We start from the raw sequence: 22,293 nt of genomic DNA, 5'->3' as shown, positions 1-22,293 counted from the left end.
CGAAGGCTCCCTCCCCTCCCTTTGACTGAGCGGGGAAGGAGCCCTGCGTCGGATCAGCCCGCGATGCGGTCGATGACGGCAGCCGCCTGTGCGACGGGCACGAACAGGCGCGTCTTGTGCTGGATGATCTCGGTGAAGCATCCTGCGGCCTTCAGCTCGGCGAGCCGCGTGTGCGGCCAATCGAGCAGTTCAAGGCGCTGCTGGCCGGCGACTAGGCTGCGCTTCAGCCGGTACGCACCGACCTTGGTGATTTCGCCCGAGGTCATGACGTGCTTGGCACTTTCGTCGCCCGACACGGTGATGGTCGCGGCGATCCCGAAGGCTTCCGCGAGTTTCGGCACGATCGGCGCTGGCACGAGGCGGCCGAGGAACGACTGGCCGTCGTCGGTGATCAGTCGCCACACCTGCACATGATCGTCGGGCAGGCGGTCCCAGACCGGCAGGAGGAGGCCGGTGACGAGATAGATGGTGCTGGTGCGGGTCTTGCCGCGCATTTCCTCCACCTCGGCCGACCACAGCGCGGAGAACTCCTCCTCGCTCGCCTCCTCCCACATCGTCTCCAGGAGCAGGTCCTGGCGCATCCGCTCGGACCGGGTCGGGCGGACCAGCTCGTAACGACGGACGATTTCTCCGTCCTCATCGGTCAGCGAGTAGGTGCTGCACCGGATCGCCGCTTTGCCGGACTTGCGGTTGACCATCGGCCGAGCATCGTCGCCGAGGATCCGCAACGCGCGATCGAGTGCGAGCGGCTTGTAGCGTTCCTCCGTTTCGAGCCGGAGGATCTCGGTTTCGGCGCCGGTGACGGGATCTCGCCGGATGACGGTTCGGTCGAGGATGATGATGCGCTCGGCGTTGATGCTCTCGACGCCCACGTCGAGCGTGCCGGCTTCCCGGGCCGCTTCGACGCGCGCCTCGATCAGGCCGAGATATTCGTCGAAGATCGCGTTCTGAAGCGCGATGCGCAGCGCCAGGATGCGATTGAGCCAGCGCTGGATGGGCGGCAGTTCCTCCTTGAGGCCGCCACCCTCGCCCTCGAGGTCGAGGCCGGTGAGCTGCTGGAAGTCGCCGAAGTTGACGGAGCGCAGCTTGCTCTCGGCAAGCAAGCGGAACCAGGTCTCCAGCGCCTCCTTGGCATAATCGCTTTCGAGGTTGTCGCGCGGGTCGAATAGCCCCTGTCCCCCGGTCTGGCGCTGGCCACGGGTGAGCGCGCCCAGGCTGTCGAGCCGGCGCGCGATCGTCGAGATGAAGCGGCGTTCGCCTCGGCAGTCGGTGGACACGGGCCGGAACAGCGGCGCGCACGCCTGGTGGGTGCGGTGCGTGCGCCCGAGACCCTGGATCGCGGCATCGGCGCGCCAGCCCGGCTCCAGAAGGTAATGGATCCGGCGCGAGCGGTTCTCGGCGGAGAGGCTGGCATGGTAACTGCGCCCTGTGCCGCCTGCGTCGGAGAAGATCAGGATCTTCTTCTCGCCGCGCATGAACGCATCGGTCTCGGCCAGATTGACGCGGGGGCTGCGGTTCTCGATCCGCTGGCGACCTGCCATGTCGACGACGATGCGGCGGCTGCGTCCCGTCACCTCGGCGACTGCGTTCGTGCCGAAATGCCCGATGATGTGGTCGAGCGCGGAACCGACGATCGGCAGCGCCCCGAGCTGCTCCAGCATGGCGTCGCGCATCTGGACGGCTTCCTGGCTCAGGACAGGGCGGCCTTCCTGGTCGACCATCGGCTCCGAGCGGGTCTTGCCGGTATCGTCGACGAAGGTCTTCATCTGCCGCACCGGGAAAGCGGCGGTCAGATAGTCCATCAGGAATTCGCGCGGAGACAGCTCGATGTCGAGGTTGGCTCGCTCCTGAGCGTCGAGGCCGGCGAGCGCCCGATTGAGCATTGCCTCGGAAGTGGAGACGAGTTGAATGACGACACTGTCGCCGCGATAGAGATCCTCTCGCATGGCGGGGATAAGCGAGGGCAGCTTCATGCCGACCAGGAGCTGGCCGAAGAAGCGCTGCTTGGTTGACTCGAAGATCGACAGCGCCGCGGCCTTGGCGCCGCTGTTGTAGGTATCCTTCGAGAAGCTGTCGGTGATGCGGGTCGCATCGAGCGCGGCTCGGAGGTTGGCGTGGATGATCGCCCACGCATCGGCATAGGCGTCGTACACCCCGATCTGGTCGGGAGTGAGCCGGTGTTCCAGGATGTCGTACTCGACGCCGGCGAAGCTGAGCGCGCGCGCGGCATAAAGCCCCTGCATCTTAAGGTCGCGCGCGATCAGCTCCAGCGCCGCGATCCCACCCCGGCGCAGGCTTTCGACGAACGCCTTGCGATCGGCGAACGCCGTACCCGGCCCCCACAGCCCAAGCCGTGTCGCATAGGCGAGATTGTTGACGTCGGAGGCGCCGGTCGCGGAGACGTAGAGCACGCGGGCGCGGGGGAGGAGGTTCTGCAGGCGGACGCCGGCGATACCCTGGTCCGACCCATCCTTGCTGCCGAAGCGGCTTTCGCCTCCAGCGACGCCCGCCATCTCGTGAGCCTCGTCGAATACGATCATGCCGACGAAGTCGTCGCCGAGCCAATCGAGGATCTGGCGTAGGCGCGTTCCCTTGTCCCCGCGATTGGAGCGAAGCGTCGCGTAGGTGAGGAACAGCACGCCTTCACCGGCGCCAACCGGCGTCCCGAGCTTCCACTGGTTGAGGTGCTGGATGTCGAGGGCGAGACCGCCGACCGCAGTCCAATCGCGACGCGCGTCCTCCAGCAACGTCTCGGTCTTGGAGATCCAGACATGCTTGCGGCGACCGCGCAGCCATTGGTCGAGGATGATGGACGCGACCTGGCGGCCTTTGCCGGCGCCGGTGCCATCGGCGAGGAAGAAGCCGGTCCGATAGGGCTTGCCCGCAGCGTCGGGCGTCAGCGACAGGCCCTCCTCGGCGGGGAGAAAGCGACCGGGCAGGTTGCGCTCGAAAGCATCGCTGGCATAGACTAGCGTTTCGAGCTGTGCGTCCGACAGGACCTTGTCGTCGACGACGCGGGCGGGAAGCTGCGGACGGTAGGTCGGTCGCGGCGCGGTGATCGACCCCATCGCAATCGATTCCACGAGCGCGGTTGGGTGTTGGGAAGCGCAGCCGATCGCGATCCGGCTCGGCCGGTAGGGGAGGTAAACCCCGACGGCTTCCCCATAGGGGGCCGGTTCATCCAAGACCGCGTAGTCGATGTCGCGGGCTGCGATCGACACGATCGGACAAGCCTGCGGAGACGAGAGGCGTGGACGGGTGGCCAAGCCCCCAAGCAGCGAGGGCGAGCTGGTGCGCATCGGCCGGGAAAGCGCGGCCGGGGCGGCTGCGGTACGCGTGTCGGTGACGTGCGCGACGGCCGTCTCCAGCGTGTCGCACTCGGCGAGGTCAGCACCTCCCGGAGCACCTTTCTCCAGCACCATGATCTTCACGGCCTGGCCGGTGCCATGCTTCGCATAGGCATTGGCGGGCAGGAGGAGGTGCAGGGTGAGGCCGCACCCCTCCGTGGCCTTGACCCACGCGCGGCTCGATGTGTCGACACGATCGGGGAGGATGGCGGCGCAGCGACCGCCGGGAGCGAGCCGCATAAGCGCGGCGCGAAGGTGCCGGAATGCTGCCAGCGGGTCGGCATGACGGCCGACGCTTCGCGAGAAGGGAGGATTGATGAGGACCGCGGTGGGCCGAATGCTTGGTGTCAACAGGTCGTGGATCAGCTCGCCGTCGTGGCGAGTGACGACAGTGCCGGGGAACGCCGCTGCCAGCATCTCGGCGCGCGCGGGATCGATCTCGTTGAGAATGAGACTGGCGCCGGCTCGGCGCGCGAAGGCGGCGAGGAGGCCGGTGCCGGCGGAAGGTTCAAGAACCATATCGGTGGGCGCGATGCGAGCGGCGAGCGCCGCGAGGTGAGCGATCGGTGCCGGCGTCGAGAATTGCTGAAGGGCGATCTGCTCCTCGCTGCGGACGGTGTGGGTCGGGAGCGACGCGGTCAGCGCGGTCAGCGCGGCAAGGCAATCCGTCGGATCTGCGGGCAGGTCGGCAGTAGCGACGTGGAGGACCTGGGCCAGCTCCAGCACGTCATAAGCGTCACGGAGTGACCAGCGTCCATCGGCTGCGGACGTGCCATAGGCGGCTTCCATCGCCCAAAGCAGGGCAGGGCGGTCCAGCCCCTTGCCCTGACGCAAGAGGGCCCAGACGGCCTTAGCTGCGGTGATCGACGGTTCGGTGAAATCGGGTTCGAGAGCTGCGGCTGAGGTGCGCATCGAGGGCCTCCATTTTGTCGCCCGGTGCTCATCACCGGATCAACAAGCCGAAGGCCTCCTCTCCTCTAACGAGAGCCTATGCGCGGACTGAAGGTCGTTTGAGGGGAAACAAGCGCTCGTCCGGAAGCATCTCGCCGCCCTGCATGGGATGTGCCGCGCTGGCAGCGTCGACCGCAGCCTGCAGATGACAGGCGGTGAGGGAGGCGTGCTCACCTCCTTCGTCGAGCAATGCCAGCGCCATTTTCATCAGCACCAGAGGTGTTGGATCGATCATTGCGGTCGGCTCGCGTCGCGGAGGGCTGACATCGAAGCAGCAATACGCGGTCTCGCAGTATTGATGAAGATGGGCGCGGGAAGGCAATGAGATCCAGCGCGACGATGGTGGCGCAGCCCCCGTTGAGCGCACCGTCAACCAGTCGGTTTTCGACTCCTGTTTCTCAGATGCGCACGCCAAGCATCGTTCCAGTCGTCATAGCGACGCGGTATACGGCTGATAAGATCCCGACCACCAGCGGTCAGATGGTCGCGCGCTTTCTCGAGCAAGCGTTCGGCAGCTTGGCCTCGATCGCCATAAACGATTACGCGACGGACCTTCTCCGGGATGGCGACGAACGCGAGCCGTTCGACGCCGCCCAGCGCCCAAGTGGGGGTGCCGTACCATAAAGTCGCCGACAGTGCGTCCTCGATACCCTCGGCGAGGCCCAACTCATCTGTCGCCGGCCCGAGCCGGATAGCAGCGGTGCCGAGCACCCCGAGAGAGACTTTTGGTTTCGGGATGGGCTTGTGAAGAATGTCGCTTGGATCGAGGAAAGTGCGCTGGACAGCGACCAATCCCAGGTCATTTTCGACCGCGGCGATCATCGCGGGCATGATCCGCTTGTCGGCACCGGACCCCAGGATGGTCGCGGGGTTGAAGCGAAGTGTTTTCGGGAAAGGCGCAGAGAGGCCCCGGGCAACAAGGTAATCTTCTGCGAGCGTGCCGGCGATTGGTTTGCTCGCTTTCCAAAGGCGTTGCGCAAGAGCGCTCATGTCGCGCTTGGGCATGCTCTCGGGCATTTCGACCGCAGTCCGGTCGTGCAGCCTCTTGCGCTCGAGTGCCTTCATCACCTCAACGGTCGTGCAACCGGCAAAGCAGTGGAAGAGAATGGCGGTGTCGCCGAGGCGGACCGACAGGCTTGGTGTACCGTCATCGTGCGCGGGGCAGCGGCACTCCCCGCGATTGCCGCGCCAGACACCGCCGAGTTGCTCGACGATGTTTCTGGCCCGGCTTTCGGCTTCCAGTGGTAGTCTCGCCATAGAGATCGTCCTGTGGGTCTTGTATAGCTCGGTCATTCTGGGCTCCGGTTACAATTGACCGAAGGTCGTCGGCATCCTCACCTCTGAAATTTATTGGGATAGTGCCACGAGCGGCGCATTCGCGTCGACGTCCACCCGATTGGCGGTCGTGACGGATCGTCGGAGATGAGATTGTCAGCGTGGTGGCCGGCGAAACCGGGTCTGGCTGCGCGGGCCGAGGATCAGATCGCGAGCGCGGGCGGGGCTCAGTGACCCGGGCGTGTCCGACCATCCAAAAGTCGGGGAGCCCGCGATGGATATCTTATGGTTTCGCCGAAATTCGTTGCTCCGGACCGACAGGGGGCGTCGCGAGACGCTGGCAGCGTCGGCGAAAGTTCCAGAGTGTTTGGCGGGCCACGCCGAGTTCGTGCGCCAGGACCTTCACCTTTGTCGTCTTTAACCGGGCTCGAACGTCCGGCCACATATCGTCGGTGAGCTTTGCTCTGCCACCCGCCGGATTTCCCCCGCGGGCCTTGGCACGCGCAATGTCGACCTTGGCTTGTTCGCTGTGCAGAGCGCTGCTGGCGGTCTTGATGGCGGCGAGCAGCGAACGATACCCATCGCGGCCGGACCCCTCGGTCTCGATTTCTGCGTCGAGTAAGCGGACGTTGACGTCTTTTTCGACGAGTCCCGCGAGCGACCGGAGAATGTCATCGATATTGAAGCCGAGCCGGTCGAGGCCCGGCACGATCAGCGTGTCTTTGGACCTGAGCTCCTGAAAGAGTTCCCTGCGAGCTTTCATGCTTCGCGGAGCACGCCCGGTGGTTGTTTCCACAAATAACCGCTCCGCGCCGGCCTCGCTTAGTTGGGTGGCGTGAGTCTTCGGGTCGGGATTTGTGAACGTTGGACGTGCGTAGCCGAAAACGCGGGGCATATCTGGCTTCGTGGATCCATCATCGAGAATCCCGTTAACCTAGCTTGAAGAAGCGTCCTGCTCAAGAAAGCGCGCAATCGCGCCCGCAGCGGAGATGGCGGCGCTAAATCGGTAGAGACGCCGCTTGAGGCACGCACGGATGGACCAGAGCCGGTCGTTCAATCTCGCGTCGTTGTATGTCCGGTCCTGACGGAAGCCGCCGAGCAGGCGGATCGAGCGAACGATCGGCAATGCGCCAATCGTAGCTGTTGCCGAACGCAGTGGCTGTTCGCTCCATGCGTGTTAGCCGTATGCCACCGAAGCCGGCATGCCATAAATCCTTGGTGGTGCGCGGACCGGCCGCTTTCGAGGTGATCTTGGTGGAAAGCCGCCCGTCCGCTTTGGGGAGGCGAACGGCGTAAGCGGACGTTCGTTCAGGCAGCGGGGCAGGGGGCTGCATCGTCATTTTGGGTGGTGAGCGTCCGTCCGCTTTCGAGCGCCGTGAAACGGATTCCGGTCATACATCAATCAAGCCGGGCAGGGGCTTCGAACCCCTGCCGAGGGTGGATAACTGCCATTCCGCTTACGGGTGTCGATCGTCGTAACCTGCTGTTCGTGAAGCTCGTGTGGGACCAGGCTTAAACGTCCGCCGTAGTGTAAACCAGAATCGCCGCTTTCAATCATCAGAATGCCCGCATTCGCCGAACACGATCAATCACTTCCTCGACATCAGATGCTCCGGGCGTTGCGAGGCGCGTTGTCCTACTGATAGCCGTTTGTCTTGACGCCCAGCCCCAAGCGGTCAATCTCGCTGGGAAGAACGAAAAGCCAATCGGCGTAGTCTCAAGGTCTTGGACGCCGATTTCTGTTTCTGACAGCGCCCTCTTCGGTTGTGGCAAGCCGCCGCTGTCGCATAACGCATGGGGCACACAGAAATAGTCACAAAAAGGGGGACGTATGTCGGTCATCAAGAGCCTGTCTGTCGGCACAGGCGATATGTTTTACATCACTCACGGCAGTTCAAATTTTTCCATCATCGATTGCAACGTGACCGAAGAAAACCTGCCAGGCATCGTGAAGGAGCTTAAAGCACAGAGCGCCGGCAAGGAGATCACCCGATTCATTTCCACGCACCCGGATGGTGACCATTTCGGCGGCATCGAGCTTCTCGACGATGCCATGCCCATCCACAACTTCTACGTGGTCGCCAATCAAGCAACGAAGGACTCGGGAACTGACTCCTTCACTCGCTATTGCGAACTTCGCGACGGATCCAAAGCCTTCAAAATCTACAAAGGCTGCAGCCGGAAATGGATGAACCAGAGCTCCGACGAGCGTAGCTCGTCTGGACTGAACGTACTTTGGCCTGACACCGCCAATGCAGACTTCAAGGCAGCGCTTGCGGACGCCGCCGACGGCGGTAGCCCGAACAACATATCCGCCGTCATCCGGTACACCCTGAAGGACGGCGCAAGCGTGCTGTGGCTTGGCGATCTGGAGACGAAGTTCATGGAGGCGATCACCGACCACATCGAACTAACCAAGACGACGATCGTCTTCGCCTCACATCATGGGCGGGCATCTGGCAAGATCCCGGACAGCTGGCTCAAGCAGCTGGATCCGCAGATCATCGTCATCGGAGAGGCACCCTCGAGGCACCTTCACTACTACACAGGGTACAAGACGGTCACTCAGAACATGGCGGGAGACATCACGATGGAGCTTCTGGATGACAAGGTACACTTTTACGTATCCAATCCCACATACGCGAATAAAGCGCTCATACAGGAAGACCGCTCGACCTTCGATAACTACGCCGGCAGCATAACTGTTGAGACCGAGTATACGTTGTAGGCCGTTGGCTCGTGCAGGATTTATTCCGCAAGTCATGCGTTCTTTATCCAAGAAACCGAACGTTGACTGGCGATTATCTGCCACCGACTGCCAGCAATTCAGGTGCTGGCTAAGATCGATTGCCGTTCGGGCGGGCTTGCATCATCGTTGCATGCGCCGATCTCGATGACCCGGCTCGTCATCAAAAGGAGGAATGCCTTGGCTCGCAATTTGGTCGTCTGCTGCGACGGCACTTCCAATCAGTTCTCGAAGGACCGCACCAGCGTCATCAAGCTCTTCCACGCGCTGGTGAAGAACGAGGCGACCCAAGCGGTGTACTATCATCCCGGCATCGGCACGCGCGCGCCAAACGGCATAGGCACGAGGACCGGCGGTTGGATCGCGAGGACCGCGGGCCTGGCGTTCGGCTACCGGCTGCAGGACGATGTCGCCGACGCCTACCGCTTCCTGATGGATACCTACCAGGAGGGCGACCACGTCTACATCTTCGGGTTCAGCCGCGGCGCATACACGGCGCGCGTGCTGAGCGCGATGCTGCATCTCTACGGCCTGGCCATGCAGGGCAACGATCCGCTCGTCCCGTACGCCGTCGAAATGCTCTGGGCGATCGCGAAGGCAGAGGACGGCGCGCCGTTCGACGAGTGCGCGCAGCTGGCGCGGGACTTCAAGAAGACGATCTCGAGCAGGGATTGCCAGACACATTTCCTCGGCGTCTGGGACACGGTAAATTCTGTGGGCTGGATCGGCAGCCCGCTCACGATACCTTTCGCGCGCGACAATCCGGACGTAAAGACCGTGCGCCATGCGAAGGCGTTGGACGAGCGCCGCGGATTCTTCCGGGTCAACTGGTTCAAGCAGGTCGCGGGACGCGACATACGCGAGGTCTGGTTCCCGGGAACGCATTGCGACGTCGGCGGCGGCTGGCCCGAAGCGGAGAGCGGCATCTCGAAATATCCGCTCGAATGGATGGCGCGGGAGGCCCAGAAGGCAGGTCTCCTTCTTGACGAAGGCCGACTGCAGGAGGTGCTCGGTCTCGCGCCCGGACCATATGCGCCGCGCGCGGCCGACGCGAAAGTCCACTACGCCATGCAACCGTGGACTTGGGCGCTGACCGAGTTCGTGCCGAAGAAGCATTGGAACTATGAGAAAGGGCGCTGGGAATGGCGCGCCAATCTGTTCCGCCGTCGCTCGCTGCCGCCGACTCCTGTCGTGCATGACGTCGCGTGGGAAATTCCTGGGTACCGCCTGCCACCCGGCGCGATCAAGCTTTCCGCGGTCTTATCCGCCTATGACTTCCCTTCCTGATAGCGGCTTGCTGCCCGCTCCCCAGCTCCGCGCGCGGTGATATTGTTATCCCGAGGTTGTCGACCGCAACTTATGGAAGAACCGTCGCTCCCACAGGGCTTCGCCGGCCACCGCGCGGGACGAGGCCATACGTATCCACAATCCCGCGTCGCCGATGATGGACATGCAGTATGGCTTGGCCGTCGGACCCATCCGTTCATGCAGCTTCGCGAAGAGCGTCTCGTCGTCGTCGCTTGGCTGAGTTTCGGCTCGCTTGGGATGTGAATGCCATTCCCCGACATAGCTGAGGACGCCGGCGGATCGGCGAATGATCGCCTCCACGTCGCTTCGGAGCTCGGCTGCTCCGCGGACGAAGAACGCGGGTCCGTGCTCGCTGTCGGCTGGCGCGGGCAGCACCCCGGTGACGTGCACCGTCCGGCGATCGAGATCCACAACCCCTAGCAGGACCCCGCCGGTCTCCGATGGCAGGGCGGCGCGGCGGAGCAGGTCCATCGTCTTTTCGGCATGATCGGAGACCGACACCCGCCACTCGCCAAGCTGCGCACGCCTGGGCGCGGCGACCGGCACGTCGACGCGTTCGATCTCGGCGCTCGCGTCGTTCAGCCGCCAGACCGTGATGGAGGCCAACGCCGTGGTTTCCAGAAGCTCGAGCTGCCGCGCGGCTATGGCCGAGAGTGTCAGCACCTTCCAGGGCGGCAATGGACGCGTCAGGTCCTGGCAGGCGTTGGCATAGCGGACGAAGTCCAGCCGGCCGGTATCGAGATGACCCTCGAGATCCGGCATGCGTGCGCTTGCCCAGAAGTATTGCGCCTCGAGCTCGTCGAGCCGGATCGTCCTCTCGCCGTCCTCGGCGAGAAGCACCAGATCGCTGCCGTCCGGCCCGAAGAATAGGCTGGCTGCGCGACGAAGGCCGGGCATGGCGGTTAAGGCGCGCAGCGCGACGGGTGAGGCGGTGAGGTCGACGACGAGATCTGCGGACGCCGCTGCCTGGTGCAGCGCTTCCGCCTGGTCGCCAAGTGCGAGGACGTTGGCGACGATCGCGGTCGCGACCGGTTCGGCCAGTCGGGCGTTCACCAGGTTGGCGAGCGAGGTCGCCTTAGCGGTGCCGACGTCTGCGTCCCCCTGGGCCTGCCGAACGGTGTTGTGCGGAAACACGACATCGTCGTCCACGATGGTCCAGGTGGCGCTTCCGGTCCTCGCCGCCGCATCGATGATGTTCGATCCGATCGCTCCGGCTCCGATCGCCAGGATGCGTCGGTCACCCGCCCCCGGGCTCCCCGACAGGGTGCGGGCGGCGGCACGGTCGAGGCGCTGGATGACCCGCCACGGCTCGATGCCGACGGATTCCGGGACGCAATCTCCCGCTGTCAGCCGCGGAACCGGCTTCCCGCCGTCCACGCCGGGAAACATGACGCCCAGCGCGACGCCTAGGTCGCCCGCGCTGAGATTGGGCGCAAACGCCCTGACATCGACCTCTTCGGCTCCGCCGTCGGCGGAGGCGGCAGTCCGCAGTTTCAGCACGATCAGGATCGACGCCGAACTATCGAGTTCCGGTTTTCGGAGCCAATCGCGAAGCCGTTGCATAAAGCCCGCGCCCAGGCTCTCGGCGATCGCGTCCAGCGCGGCCAGCGTCCGGGGCATCAGCGCGAAAGCGCGATGCACGGAAGACGGCGCGTCCACCTCGAAGATGCGGATCCTCTGGTGGGCCGGCGCGCCTGTTCCGACCCCCAGGCGAACCACCTTGACGCCGGCGCTCTGATCGATCCCCATCGCCACCAACGGCTCGCCGCCTTCGGTTCCCCCGGGCGGCACTATCAGCGTACTTGAGGTGTTCTGAAGAAGGGGCTCGAGCGGTTGGCCGTCGCCGTGGTTCTCGCCTTTCGCGGTGCGTTCGAGCCAGGTGCGCAACCTGATGAGAAGCGTCTCCGGATCGAGACGCGCCTTCGCCTCGGACCAGCTCTCCTCCCACAGGCACAGCCAGCACCGCATGTCGCGCGAGCTGTAGTTCGTATGGACGAGACCGAGGGGGAAATCGTCGCGTTCCGCGAAGGCGCGCGGCACATCCGCGTCTTCGAGATCGAATTCGATCCTGATCCGCTCGTGGTCGCGGATGTCGACGACCCGGCGCTGCGGGAGTTCGGGCTCGACGTCGATGATGACGGCGTCATACGGTCCCTCGGCCTCGATCGAGATGAGCGTGGCGTAGGGATATTCCGTCACCGTGCGCAGGTAGGTGGCGAAGTCGCGCGCCCGGCGAGCGCGCAGCGCGGGGACGCCTTCGTCGCTCACCGAGGCGTACCCGCACGCGGCGCGGCGTTCCCGAGAAGCGCGCCGGTCGCCGTCAGCACGACCTTGCGCAACGTAGCGCCCGTGCGCCGGATCTCGATCTCCATCGGCTTGGGGCTCGCGGTGTTCGGCGTCTCCATCGACACAAGGAACGAGCCGCTCTTCGACTTGGCGACGCCCTTGTAGTAGTTCGCCGCCTGCCGATGGGGCGGCTGCGTGCTGTCGCCGTGCGGGATCTCGCAGCTGGTCGAGACGATCAGACCGCCCACCTGCCCCTGGGTCTCGTACAGCCATTTGAGCCGCTCGCTCGGCACGGTCTTCTCGGTCCCCTTTGTGTCGGACAGCGAGAGATAGCTGCAATGGTGCGGAATGTTGTTGATGTCCCACAGAAGACGATCGTCGTTGCCATTCGCGCGAGTGACGCGGACGATGTCCTCGATCACGCCGTGGGTCACGTCTGCGGACAGGATCATCCGCGTCTTCTCGCCTTCCACGAGGAACGTCGCGTGCATGAAGATCGCGGCGTCGTTGCGGATCACCAGCGTGCCATCGGTGCAGTGCTCGGCGAAGGGCGAATGCACGAAGAGCTCCATGCCGTCGGCCGCGAGGTTGAACTCGGGACAGAGGGTGCCGGCGTCGCTCATCATGTTGCGCCGCGTGTCCGGGTCGATGCCGTGGTCGAGGAGCCAGCCGTCGAGCGTCTCCGGGCGCGAGAAGATGCGCACGCCCTTGCCTTCGATGAGCCGGTGGCGCGCCTCCTGCCGGATGATCCGGGCTTCGTCCTCGAGCCCCTCTTCGAGGATGGCGGCGGCCGGGACGTAGAGCGTCTTGATGCGGATGCGGCCCTCACCCTGATACTTCTTCGCGTGATCGAGATGGAACACCTCGGTGGCCCGCCGGGTATGATCCCGGTCGAGATGGGTGAACGCGACTACGTCCATCTCCTTCTCGTCACCGAGCCGGTCGCGCAGTTCCGCCTCGAGGTCGCAGCGCTTGTCCTTGGCATCCGCCGGGTCCCGCATGTCGGCGAAGTCGAACATTGCCGTGCGGCCGTTCTTGAGCTTGATCAGACAGGAATCGGCGTTTCCGACGTTGAAGAATGTGACGTTGTGCATGGTGAGACCCTTTCTTGCGACGAGACGAACGACGTCTGGACGGTGTGGCCTTGCCTATGGCGGGTTTACCATGCAGATTATGGCGGTATATGAGGCCCAGATAGTGAATCGTCAAGTGGAGTATAGCGAAATCGCCATAACCGATGAGAGCCCAGACGATCCGTTTCCGGGTCGCCTGCGGACAGCGAGGGAGACAAGGGAACTCAGCCAGACCGCCTTGGCCACCAAGTCGCGCCTGCCACAGAGTTCGATCGCCCATTTCGAGGGCGGTGCGCGCAAGCCGTCGTTCGAGAACCTTCGACGCCTCGCGAACGCGCTTCAGGTCACGACCGACTATCTGCTGGGACGCACCGAGGACATGGCGCGATCGACGGCTGCCGACCCGCTCTTTCGCCATGTCGCGAATCTGAGTTCGAGCGACCGCGAACTGGCGGACAGCTTTCTCGAGATGCTGGCCAAGCGTTCGCGTGATCGTGACGGTGGGGAAGGAGAACCTTGAACCTCGCGAGTCGTCTCAAGCTGGCCAAGCAGCGGGCGGAGGCGATCGTCACCGAGATGGGGATCGTCGCACCCTCGGTCGATCCGTTCGCGATCGCCGAGGAACACGGGATCGAGGTGCAGGCGAAGCCGGCCGAAGTCGAGGGGGTCTCGGGCATGCTGCTTCGTCATGGGGACTCCTTCGGGATCCTCTATTCGACGAACGTGGCGAGCATCGGTTTCCAGCGGTTCAGCGTCGCGCACGAGCTCGGCCACTACTTCCTCGACGGCCACTGCGATCAGCTCCTGTCGACCGGCCTGCATGTGAGCCGTGCCGGCCAGGGATCGCCGGACCCGTTCGAGCAGGAGGCCGACGCCTTCGCTTCCGGGCTGCTAATGCCGAGAGCGCTGCTACGGCCGCTGCTGACGCGACGTGAGCTCTGCCTCGATCTCCTCACCGAGATAGCCGATGCGTTCCAGACCTCACTCAGCGCGACCGGTCTGCGCATCGCCGAGATGAGCCACGACCCCATGGCGCTTGTCGTCAGCCGCGGCGGGACCATCGAATACTGCCAGATGTCCGAGGCGATGAAACCGCACGCCCGGCGCGGCTGGCTTAAACGCGGCGACCGTCTGCCACCAGGGTCGGTGTCCGCGTTGCTCGCAGGCGACGGCGGTGCGGTTCTTCGCGCCGGGAGGCGCGATGCGGATGTCGACATTGCCGACTGGTACGATTGCGAAGGTCGGGTGCACGGGCGCGAGGAAGCGATCGGCTTGGGAGGCTATGGACGTGTGCTCACGCTGCTGACCTGCGCGTCGGCCGATGAACCCGAAGACGACGACCCCGAGGCCGAGCAGCGCGATCTGGTTGACCGCTGGACGCCACGTTTCGGTCGCTGATCGACGGGCCCGTCGTCATCCAATTTCGATCTCGTAATAGAGGTCGGTCATTGTGAGCCGTTTGGCGAATGCCCGGAGTTCGGGAGAAGCGCCTTCGTTGGCCGCGAAGTCCTGATCCGTCCGCACGACTCGGCCGTCGGCCTGCCGCTCCAGCGCGCCGACCAGGTTCGGCAGTGGCATTCTCCCCCACCCCACCTTCTTCGCCAGGGTCTCGTCGGTCGGGATGAAGGCTATGAGGTCCTTCATCCGCTCCAGGCCCTGGCCGCGCAGGGTCGCGTTGTGGCTTCCGTGGTGCCCCACCTTTAGGAAGGCGGTGCGCGCGATCAGATCGGCGCCGGTGACTTTGCGAGCACCGAGATCCCAGGTGAGCCCGCCCCATGACAGCCAGCTGCCGACCTGCGCGTCGGCGACGAAGAGCAGCGTCCTCTGCGACTTCTCGATCTCGAGCGCGATGACGAGGCTCGTGTTGTTCGTCGCGTTGTCGAGCTTGATGGCGAATTCGCGCGATGCCCCCAGCCAGTCGTGGTCGATCCGCCGCCACTGCTGATCGCCGGATTCAACGGGTTCGCCCCAATATGCACGCTCGAAGAAGTCCGGTTCCTCATGGGCGATCGGGGTTGTTCCTGCTTCGAAGAATGGGGCTGGAATCTCCTGCCGCCGGTGAAAGGGCCGTGCATCGTCGCGTGCACCTTTGCCGTTAACTCCGTCGACCGCGTCGAATAGCGCCTGCGCTGGCCGCGGCGACTCGATGCTGTACGTCTCGCTGTCGTCGCTGAGGCGGTAGAGCGCGGCCGGATCGAGCGGCGGTCCGAGAACGTAGCTCGTCACCCCTTCCACCAGCCGTCGCGGGGGATCGCTCGGCCGGCAGTAGCGGGGAGCGGTCGCGAGCGAACGCACGGTCTCCAGCGCATCGGCCGTCGTGCGACGAGCGCCACCGAAGAAGCCGAGCACGCCGTCCAGGCCGCTTGCGAGCGAAGCGGCGCCGTACCTCTTCGCCGCCTCGGCGGCCGCTGCAACGCGTCTGATCGCCTCCCCGCGCTCCCGGCCGATCCGCTGCGCCACGGGGTCGGCGGGATCCTCCGTCCATCCCATCCAGACCTCCCCGACGCTCAGCTTGTCGGCGGCCGCGGGTTCGCCTGGAAGCGCGAACTGGTCACGCGCCTGGTTGAACCCGGAGACATGGTCCCAATGCTCGTGCGTCACCGCCAGCACGTCGACGTGCCCGCCCGTTTCATCGATGACGTCACGCACGGAGCGCCGGATGAAGTCCGCGCCGCCCGATGTCGTCTGATAGACGCCGCAGTCGATGAGAATGCGGAACACGGGGTCTCCGTTCTGCATTATCGTGACCAGATGGCAGTCACCGAGACCCTGCCGGTACGTTCGTACGCGGATGCGCGTCGTGTCTTCGGGCAAGCTCAGAAACCCCTATGCAGCATGGCGAAGGGCTCCGCCCCGTCCGCTTCGAAATAGAGTTGAGATAGGGACTGGCTGGACCCGTCGGTCGAGAAGAGCCGCTGGCGTTCCCGCCGATCCGCGCTCGAGACGTTCTTCGAGATGCAGTAGCGGATGCGCTCGCGACCTTGCCGAGTATCGATGAGCAGGGTGCACCCGCCGCGAAACCAGAAGCCCTCATCGCGTCCGACGTCGAACGCGACGCAGCGCCGCTGCGCGAGCACGACGACCAGGTCGGTGACGAACGATCCATCCGGTGCGACCCTGCGTGCCGGCCGAACCGAATGGACTTCGAAACGGAACGGCAGGTCGTCCGCATCGGGGGCGAGACATTCGCACCGACCGTGGCCGCCCTCGCTGCCACCAGGGCCGGCGCTGGCGTCCAGCCCGAACTGCCACGCCAGATTCCCGTTCATTCTCTCGTTCAGGAAGACATGCACCTTTTCGCGGTTGGCCATGTGATGCTTGTAGGCCTGGGCCCTGTCGGCGGCGATGTCCCAGCCCAGGTCCAGCGATCGGACCAGATCGCCGAGACCATCCACCTCGAAGTCCGGCTCGTCCCATTGAAGCGATTCCGCGGAGACGGTGCGCAGATCGTCCGGGTAGATCCCGCGGGCGCGGAACGCCTCCAGGAATGCGGTGCGGTATCCCAGCGTGTCGTCGGGCACGATGTCGACGTCGGCCGTAATGATGGCGCGTAGATACTCGCCGAACGTGATGTCGACCGGCGGGCAGTAGTCGAGGGCGCGGATGCACATCCGAAGCACGTGCGTCGCCGCCTTCCGGGCCTCTGCCGACAGGCGCGCGACGAGATCCGGATGCAGCCGACCCGTCCGGAGGACGCCGCTGCCGCCGCTGGCTATGCGGATGAGATCGGCGGTCCGCCGATTGTAGATCGCGAGGAAGGCAGCGAAGGCGGCTGAGACCAGTATCGCCCCGCGGTCGTGTGGTTCCGTCAGGGATCGAAAGTCGCCAACGTCGTGGCCGATGGCCGAGCGGAGGGCGGATGATCGACCGATGCCCTGCCCGAACTGCCTGGCCAGCGACGCCATCTCATCCCCAAGTCCCAGGTCCCCCCTGGTGCGCTGAAGCTCATGCTCCAGCAGACCCGGCAGATTGAAGTGCTGGAAGATGGCGACGATGTCGGCGAACGCCTCGTGGAAGGCGGCGACATCCGGATTCGTCGACTCCTGGAAGCGCCTATGCAGGCCGTCCAGCAGGGCATGGGTGACTTCGTGCGCGATGATGTCGTGGCTTAGGCACGTGAACACCATCGTACCAGGAATCAGGCTGCCCGCAGGAGCCTCTGCCGGAAAGTAGCCGAAGAGCAGGGCCTTGTGGGCTGGACTGTAATAGGCGTTCGGCTCGCGCAGCGCATGCGGATAGATCCTCAATCTCCGTACGAACGCGTCGCGCCATTGCCTTTCGCCGTCCTCCACCCACGTTCGGCGATGCTGGCCCCATAATGCCGTGCGACCGAGCGCACGCTCGAAATGCCCGATCGTCGTCATCGCGACGGCGTAGACCATTTGTTGATGGAATTTCGGGTCGCTCTCCGTTGGCTTCAGCCCATCGGATGCCAGCAAGAAAGGATCGTTCAGGTCCACCGGTTCGTATGCGCAGCCGCTTGCCGGATCGACGTCGACGACTTCCAGATATTCGCCGCATGGTCCGACGCCCAACGGTTCGTCTTCGCTCCCCTCCCACGGTACCAACACGGTGGCCTCGCTGAGGTGAAGCGTGTCCAGGCTGTCGCGGAGCGTCGGATCCGTCGCGAACACCCTCAGACGACGACCGACAGGGACCGCTCGAACTTTGCAGCGCCGAATCGCTGCTTCGGTGGGGGACGGCGACACTTCAAACTTGGAGGCGGGCACCAATGGAAGATCCGATGCGGTCATTTTTAGCCTTTGATGTGAGGATACCGCCGGCTCCGCCAATCAGAACATAATCGGGTGAGTTGTCGCACCGTACCGCCGATCGTCGCATCTTCGTCTGCGCCGATTTGCACTATCACGTTACCGCAATTCAGAGAACCGATTGATGTCATAGCGGCTCGCCGCTCCAATCATGGTGTCATTGCTGCATGATGATCCAGCCGGCTGGATCATTAGCCTAAGCGGCCCGATCAAAACGTTGCTGGAAGACAGGGCGGGCGCCACGCAGCCGCCCAATCGTCCATTCGACAACACCTCTGCAAATCATGATCGTTAATCCCCCACGATTTTGGCGACTAGCAGTTGAACCTTCTTCCACGGGGAATGCGCAAGACTCTTCTACGAGGCTGCCCCGGCGGCAGTGATCTGCTCAGCCTCAGCCACAATCTCCGGCGGCGACCGAGTGCCCATCAGAGCATAGAGATCAGGATCGTTGCGGATGACCTTTATGGCGCGTGAGCACGCCGACTTGGAGATACCAAGTTCTGCCGCGATCTCCTTGTGGATGCCGGTTGGCCACGGCTCTGCCGGCAGTTTGCGGGCGACAGCGTGCAGCACGCCCTCCTCAGGCGCGCGCAGCTTCCGCGAAGACGCCCGATGCTTGACGCGCTTCTTGTTCAAAATAACGTATGTGAGGAGCCCGCGTCGCTCACGGCGCTTCAGTTCGCGAACATAGCTGTCGGTCTCATCCGTCGTTCCGCCAAGCTCCAGGATGCGGCCACCGTCTTCCAGCGGCTGGTCGCTCATCAGGATGTCGCGAAGGACAGCGGTACGTTCGCCGACATCCCGGTCGTTGACGACGAACACAAATCCGGGGCGCAGCGCGAGGTCGCCTTCGGTTGAGGTCGCCGCCGCCTCAAGATGGATCTCTATTCGATCGGCCGCCCGGTCTGGTCTGTCCGCAGGAGGTGCGATCACCTCCGACACTCTGGCCTCCATCTTGGCGATGAACTGGTCGGCGAGGTTGAGGACGAGTTCTAGATATTCCGGACTGATTGTGAGGGCGGCCTTCTTATCGTAGCCATACTTCTTGCGATACTGCTCGTCGGCTCGACCGAGGCGGTGGACGAGAAGGTGTCGTCGATCGACCATCTCCCAAAACGTCGCAAGATCTAGGCCTAGCGAGGCGAACCCCAGTCGCAGCCGTGCGTCGTAGTATTTCGCCGTTTCGCGCATGCCTTTCGAATGAAGTTGGCGTAATTCACCATTTATCAGCCTGTTGCGCAAATGGGTGAGATCGTTCGTGCCGAGCAGCTCGGCGTGGGAGATCTCCAAGATTTTTTTCTGATCGTGAAAGAGCGAACTGTCGTGGACGAAGAGGTCGCGCACCAAGTCCACGAGGAAGACCTCCAGCGTGGATATCAAACGCACGAAAATAACTTCTCGTGCGTAGCGAGGCATCTGTGACTTGGTCTGGCCTATGAAGTCGTAGTGAGAGTCGGTCACCTTCGTTCCGTCAGCGAGCGTCAGCGGCGATACCCCGACGGCCTTATTTCCCCTCACCCTAGCCCTAGTCTGGGCGCCGGCGACCTCGAAGCCAAACTGCAGAGAGAGCCACAAGGCCCGCAAACGCCGCAGCTCGACTTCCGCGTGCGCGAAGCAGGCGAAGCGCACCTTTCTAGCCATTCCAGATCCTCTCACCGTGGCCCGACTCTAGTCCATAACTGTTCATTTACTACCGTCCGCCGCAACGACGGGTTTGTCCTCCACAGCAGCTGTCGGGCGATGCTGCTTGGCCTCGCTTAAGCGGTCGGCCTGCTCACATGAACGGGCGGCTGGTATCGGGCATCGGAAAGGCGCGGGCGAATGGGCGGAATTGGGTCTAAATAACCGGAAGTCGGTCGTTAACGCATACGATGGGCAAGCAGACGAGCTAATCTCGATATCGCAAGCCAAGTACAGTTATGATTGCATTGATCGAGTCCTGATCAGGCCAGACATCGGGCGGTCGCTCGTCGTCTGTACGAAGAGGTCACGTCCGACACGCTCGGGATCTAGCGAAAGACTTTCGGCTGCGGCACCGGCGATCAACGCGTCGAGCGCACTGGTCGGGCGCAGATCGCGCGCCTGATAGAGCTTGCTCGGTGCCAAGCCCGGCCAGTCGGACACGACCCGGCCGCCCTTGACCGCGCCGCCGACCAGCATTGCCACCGACCCGGTGCCATGATCGGTGCCGCCCGTGCCGTTGACCGCTACGGTCCGCCCGAACTCGGTTGCGACCAGCACCGTCGTCGTCGCCCACGCCGCACCCAGCCCGTCGCGCATCGCTGCAAGCATCGCGTCAAGGTTCTTGAGTTGGTTCGCGAGCCGGCCCTTTTGCGCGCTGTGCGTGTCCCAGCCAAGCGTCTCTAGCATGGCTATACGCGGGCCGTTGCTCTTGGTCAGGAAGCTGGCGGTGAGCCGGCCGAGGCTGGCCGGGTCCTGGCCTGCGGCGACATCGGCGGCGAGGCCCCTGGTCTCGAGCGCTGCCTGCCATACCGGGTGGAGCTGCGGATCGGCGTCGTAGAGCGCGGTGACGCGGGTCATCAGGTCGTCGGCCGCATGGGGCAGCGCCGAGGGCGCAAACGAGGCGACCTGGACGGGCCCGCGCAGCGCGGTCGGGACCGTCGCGGCGATGGCGATCGCCTCATCGCTGGAGCGCGGCAGCATCGTCACCAGCCGGTTGAGCCAGCCGTCGCGCACCGCATAGGGCCTCGCGCCGCCGGTCTCGAGCACGTTCTGCCCGTCAAAATGCGAGCGGTCGCGATAGGGCGAGGCGACGGCATGGACGAACAGCGCCTGGCCCTGGCCGTACATTCGGCCGACCTCGATCAACGACGGGTGCAGCGTGAACATGGCGTCGAGCTTCGTGCCCGCGGCGGCGTCGCCGATCAGCCCGCCGCGTAGGGCCGTGAACGCCGGGTCACCGGTCGGCCGCAGGATGTCGAGCCCGTCGGCGGCGCCGCGCTGGATGATGAAGACGAAGCGGCGCTCGGTCGGCACGGTGGCTAGGGCCAGACCGGGGGCGACGAACAGCGCACCCGCGCCGAGCGCGGCATGGGCGAGTAACTGGCGGCGAGCGATCATCGGATCACCTCCTAAGGAAATCGGGCGAGACCAGCATCAACGCGATCGCGCCGACGGGGCTTTCGGAACGGGCGATCTGGGCGGCGGTCGCGGCGCTGAGCGAGGCGGGCATGATCCGAGGGGCGATGACCCGAGCGTCGACGCGCTCGCCGAGCGGAGCGGCGAGCCGCTGCGCGATCTCGACCCGGCGCAGCAGCGCGTCGGAGCCGGACCAGCTTGCCGCAACGTCGTCCCAGCCGGCGGGCGCACCCGGTTTCCATACCCGCTGGCCGAGCTGGGTCTGGAGCGCGGCGATCTGTATCTCGCCAACGTTGCGATGGCCGACGCCGCGCAGCGACGAGATCGTCCACTCCCACGGCGTCTTGAACTTGGTCGGCGTCGGCACCCACGCCTCGGGCGAGGCGATGAGCGCGCGATAAACGGTCGGTAGGTCGCCGTTGCTCCGCGCGAAGCTCTCCGCAAGCCGCGCGACCATCGCCGGTGGTGGGTCATCGCCAGCGAAGTGGCGCGCGAGTTTAGTGGCGATGTGGGTCGCGGTCGCCGGTGCGTGTGCAAAGTCAATCAGCGCTGCGCGGGCCTGCGCCTCGCCGTTCTGCGCGTAGCGCTTGCCGAGGATTGTCCGCGCGCCGGGCTCATGCTGGCCCGGACGGAACGTGAACCGGTCGGGATCGCCCTCTGCCGCGCGTCCGCCGCCCAAACCGTCGACCGTCCACCCGGTCAGCGCGCGCGCGAACTCGGTGACGTCCGCCTGCGTGTAGCCCGAACGCACCCCGAGCGTGTGCAACTCCATGATCTCGCGCGCGAGATTCTCGTTCAGCCCGCGCTTGCGATCGGGGTTGCGCGCGGCGGCCGGGCTGTCGGGGCCGATCGACTGGAACTGGTTCAGGTAGATCAGCATCGCGGGATGCTGCTCGACCGCCAGCGTCATCTCGGCGAAGCGGCCCAGCACATGCGGGCGGATCGCGTCACGCTCGAACGCGCCCGCGAAGGCGGTGACGCGCGCATTGTCGACCGAAACGCAGAAATGGTTGGACCAGAAATGCACCATGCGTTCGACGAACGGCGCCTCGGTCGTGAGCGCGCTGTCGGCGCGGGCCTGGACTCCGTCGCGGTACAGCGCCTGCACATCCTGGCGAAAATCTTTGCGCTCCACCTTTAGATCGGCCTTGGCGTCAGTCGCGCCGTCCTGCCTGGCCATTTGGCGGTTGGCCTGCTGCTGCTCGCGGTACTTCTTCACCGCAGTGCCGGCGTCGTCGAGCGTAGCAAAGGAGGCAGGACGCACGTCGAACCGCGCGAACTGGTCGACGAGCCAACGCTGCAGGTCGGCTGGCGCCGCCTCGTCAGGCCGCGCACCCAGGCCGAAGCGGTTGAGCGCGATCGCGGCGGGCGAGACGGTGGCGGGCTGGGCGGCCAATGGTTGTACCTCGGTGGAGATCCACTGCCTCTTCAAC

Annotated in this window: 15 protein-coding genes; 4 read left to right on the top strand and 11 right to left on the bottom strand. The window is 64.6% G+C overall.

The window, feature by feature from the left end:
* Window positions 1-53 precede the first annotated feature (53 nt).
* The 4 genes from L8G49_RS18190 to L8G49_RS18175 form a co-directional block, all read right to left on the bottom strand.
* Window positions 54-4,259 (bottom strand): strawberry notch-like NTP hydrolase domain-containing protein, encoded by a 4,206-nt coding sequence (locus L8G49_RS18190; protein WP_242187166.1) that lies wholly within the window; start codon window positions 4,257-4,259, stop codon window positions 54-56.
* Window positions 4,260-4,335: 76 nt separating this feature from the next.
* On the bottom strand, window positions 4,336-4,533 hold the full coding sequence (locus tag L8G49_RS18185) for a hypothetical protein (protein WP_242187165.1): 198 nt from the start codon (window positions 4,531-4,533) through the stop codon (window positions 4,336-4,338).
* A gap of 134 nt (window positions 4,534-4,667) precedes the next feature.
* Window positions 4,668-5,591 (bottom strand): toprim domain-containing protein, encoded by a 924-nt coding sequence (locus tag L8G49_RS18180; RefSeq protein ID WP_242187164.1) that lies wholly within the window; start codon window positions 5,589-5,591, stop codon window positions 4,668-4,670.
* A gap of 265 nt (window positions 5,592-5,856) precedes the next feature.
* On the bottom strand, window positions 5,857-6,468 hold the full coding sequence (locus L8G49_RS18175) for a recombinase family protein (RefSeq protein WP_242187163.1): 612 nt from the start codon (window positions 6,466-6,468) through the stop codon (window positions 5,857-5,859).
* A 936-nt stretch (window positions 6,469-7,404) separates the two neighbouring features.
* Here L8G49_RS18175 and L8G49_RS18170 point away from each other — a divergent pair.
* Window positions 7,405-8,301 (top strand): hypothetical protein, encoded by an 897-nt coding sequence (locus L8G49_RS18170; protein ID WP_242187162.1) that lies wholly within the window; start codon window positions 7,405-7,407, stop codon window positions 8,299-8,301.
* Window positions 8,302-8,466: 165 nt separating this feature from the next.
* Entirely contained in the window at window positions 8,467-9,606 is a 1,140-nt protein-coding gene (locus L8G49_RS18165) for a DUF2235 domain-containing protein (RefSeq protein WP_242187161.1), read from the top strand.
* 45 nt (window positions 9,607-9,651) lie between these two features.
* On the opposite strand, the gene L8G49_RS18160 is transcribed toward L8G49_RS18165, so the two are convergent.
* Window positions 9,652-11,895 carry a ThiF family adenylyltransferase gene (locus tag L8G49_RS18160; RefSeq protein WP_242187160.1) on the bottom strand — a complete coding sequence of 748 codons (2,244 nt, stop codon included), beginning with the start codon at window positions 11,893-11,895 and terminating at the stop codon, window positions 9,652-9,654.
* A complete protein-coding gene (locus tag L8G49_RS18155) occupies window positions 11,892-13,007 on the bottom strand; it encodes a hypothetical protein (RefSeq protein ID WP_242187159.1) in 1,116 nt (371 codons plus the stop codon). Before L8G49_RS18155 ends, L8G49_RS18160 begins: the two co-directional genes overlap by 4 nt.
* Before the next feature lie 70 nt (window positions 13,008-13,077).
* Here L8G49_RS18155 and L8G49_RS18150 point away from each other — a divergent pair, with 70 nt between their 5' ends.
* Window positions 13,078-13,506 (top strand): helix-turn-helix transcriptional regulator, encoded by a 429-nt coding sequence (locus L8G49_RS18150; RefSeq protein WP_242187158.1) that lies wholly within the window; start codon window positions 13,078-13,080, stop codon window positions 13,504-13,506.
* A complete protein-coding gene (locus L8G49_RS18145; protein WP_242187157.1) occupies window positions 13,503-14,384 on the top strand; it encodes an ImmA/IrrE family metallo-endopeptidase in 882 nt (293 codons plus the stop codon). The genes L8G49_RS18150 and L8G49_RS18145 overlap by 4 nt, the downstream gene beginning before the upstream one ends.
* A gap of 15 nt (window positions 14,385-14,399) precedes the next feature.
* Here L8G49_RS18145 and L8G49_RS18140 read toward each other — a convergent pair whose 3' ends face one another.
* The 5 genes from L8G49_RS18140 to L8G49_RS18120 all read right to left on the bottom strand — a co-directional run bounded on the left by L8G49_RS18140 (window position 14,400) and on the right by L8G49_RS18120 (window position 22,256).
* On the bottom strand, window positions 14,400-15,707 hold the full coding sequence (locus L8G49_RS18140; protein ID WP_242187156.1) for an MBL fold metallo-hydrolase: 1,308 nt from the start codon (window positions 15,705-15,707) through the stop codon (window positions 14,400-14,402).
* 95 nt (window positions 15,708-15,802) lie between these two features.
* Complete coding sequence (locus tag L8G49_RS18135) at window positions 15,803-17,740, bottom strand: hypothetical protein (RefSeq protein WP_242187154.1); 1,938 nt, start codon at window positions 17,738-17,740, stop codon at window positions 15,803-15,805.
* Window positions 17,741-18,115: 375 nt separating this feature from the next.
* Window positions 18,116-19,402 carry a hypothetical protein gene (locus tag L8G49_RS18130; RefSeq protein ID WP_242187151.1) on the bottom strand — a complete coding sequence of 429 codons (1,287 nt, stop codon included), beginning with the start codon at window positions 19,400-19,402 and terminating at the stop codon, window positions 18,116-18,118.
* A gap of 276 nt (window positions 19,403-19,678) precedes the next feature.
* Window positions 19,679-20,842 (bottom strand): DUF1501 domain-containing protein, encoded by a 1,164-nt coding sequence (locus L8G49_RS18125; protein ID WP_242187150.1) that lies wholly within the window; start codon window positions 20,840-20,842, stop codon window positions 19,679-19,681.
* Window positions 20,843-20,846: 4 nt separating this feature from the next.
* On the bottom strand, window positions 20,847-22,256 hold the full coding sequence (locus L8G49_RS18120; RefSeq protein ID WP_242187148.1) for a DUF1800 domain-containing protein: 1,410 nt from the start codon (window positions 22,254-22,256) through the stop codon (window positions 20,847-20,849).
* Window positions 22,257-22,293: the final 37 nt, after the last annotated feature.

Origin of the sequence: Sphingomonas sp. CARO-RG-8B-R24-01 (assembly GCF_022662295.1) — a bacterium.
Lineage (GTDB): Bacteria > Pseudomonadota > Alphaproteobacteria > Sphingomonadales > Sphingomonadaceae > Sphingomonas.
The sequence above is the reverse complement of the archived record's forward strand: the minus strand, read 5'-3'. Positions and strand labels throughout refer to the sequence as shown.

What these genes read in the sequence shown, in the direction of transcription:
- L8G49_RS18185 (WP_242187165.1), bottom strand. Translation starts at nt 4,533, where the DNA reads ATGATCGATCCAACACCTCTGGTGCTGATGAAAATGGCGCTGGCATTG.
- L8G49_RS18135 (WP_242187154.1), bottom strand. Translation starts at nt 17,740, where the DNA reads ATGACCGCATCGGATCTTCCATTGGTGCCCGCCTCCAAGTTTGAAGTG.
- L8G49_RS18175 (WP_242187163.1), bottom strand. Translation starts at nt 6,468, where the DNA reads ATGCCCCGCGTTTTCGGCTACGCACGTCCAACGTTCACAAATCCCGAC.
- L8G49_RS18170 (WP_242187162.1), top strand. Translation starts at nt 7,405, where the DNA reads ATGTCGGTCATCAAGAGCCTGTCTGTCGGCACAGGCGATATGTTTTAC.
- L8G49_RS18125 (WP_242187150.1), bottom strand. Translation starts at nt 20,842, where the DNA reads ATGATCGCTCGCCGCCAGTTACTCGCCCATGCCGCGCTCGGCGCGGGT.
- L8G49_RS18165 (WP_242187161.1), top strand. Translation starts at nt 8,467, where the DNA reads ATGACCCGGCTCGTCATCAAAAGGAGGAATGCCTTGGCTCGCAATTTG.
- L8G49_RS18155 (WP_242187159.1), bottom strand. Translation starts at nt 13,007, where the DNA reads ATGCACAACGTCACATTCTTCAACGTCGGAAACGCCGATTCCTGTCTG.
- L8G49_RS18130 (WP_242187151.1), bottom strand. Translation starts at nt 19,402, where the DNA reads ATGGCTAGAAAGGTGCGCTTCGCCTGCTTCGCGCACGCGGAAGTCGAG.
- L8G49_RS18180 (WP_242187164.1), bottom strand. Translation starts at nt 5,591, where the DNA reads ATGACCGAGCTATACAAGACCCACAGGACGATCTCTATGGCGAGACTA.
- L8G49_RS18150 (WP_242187158.1), top strand. Translation starts at nt 13,078, where the DNA reads ATGCAGATTATGGCGGTATATGAGGCCCAGATAGTGAATCGTCAAGTG.
- L8G49_RS18190 (WP_242187166.1), bottom strand. Translation starts at nt 4,259, where the DNA reads ATGCGCACCTCAGCCGCAGCTCTCGAACCCGATTTCACCGAACCGTCG.